Raw genomic sequence first — 741 nt, 5'->3', positions numbered from 1 at the left:
GGTGACTAACTTTATGGAAGACGTCTTTTATTTTCAAGTAACGTTTTTGATGAAGTTTTTCTATCCTTTTAGAAGTAAAAGGTCCTTCATTCGTTTGTTTTCCATTTCTAAGAATGCTTGTAAAATGACTCTTCATTTTATTGTAATATTGATTTATGCTTTTGATATGTTTGCCCTTAACAAGGACAGGTTTTATACCTGTGTTTGTTACGATGGTTGCAAGGTTATCAATACCTAAATCAATACTCATATAACGAGCATTCTCTTCAATCATTTGTTGTTCAGAAGGAACATCAATTACCAATTCCACTACATATTCATTGTATTTTGGAATCACACGAACTTGTTTCAGTTTACCTTCAGTGAAACCTAGTTTCCCAATATTTAATTGCAATTTCGTCTTTGGAAACTTTAAAAATCTACCGTTTTTAATGATGCAATCTTGGTTTGTATACAGAATCTCTTTTTCAGAAGAACGAATATACTTTGGAATCCTAGGCATTCCATCATATTTGTTTGGATTCTTTTTATAGTCTTTTAAACTAGCAAAAAAAGATTTCCAATTTTGGAACAAACCTTTCATGATGGATTGGCTACATTGCGTAGGCAAAGCTCGATAATCATTTTGAATCATAGCCTTAAATAGTGCATCTAGAAAGTTGTAATCTACATAAGGTTTTTCAAAATTAGGTTCTGAAAACAAATTACATGTAATCTCTTTCTGTTCTTCTTTAGGCTTTA

At 31.0% G+C, this 741-nt stretch carries 1 protein-coding gene; it reads right to left on the bottom strand.

Going from position 1 to position 741, the window contains the following annotated elements:
- Positions 1-741, bottom strand: a 741-nt coding sequence (locus tag D1166_RS30930; RefSeq protein WP_165851696.1) for an RNA-guided endonuclease InsQ/TnpB family protein, incomplete at both ends; no start/stop codon positions are given.

The organism is Bacillus sp. ISO11 (assembly GCF_003458115.1).
Lineage (GTDB): Bacteria > Bacillota > Bacilli > Bacillales > Bacillaceae_G > Bacillus_A > Bacillus_A cereus.
Note: the sequence above shows the minus strand (reverse complement) of the source record. Positions and strands in the feature narration are given on the sequence as shown.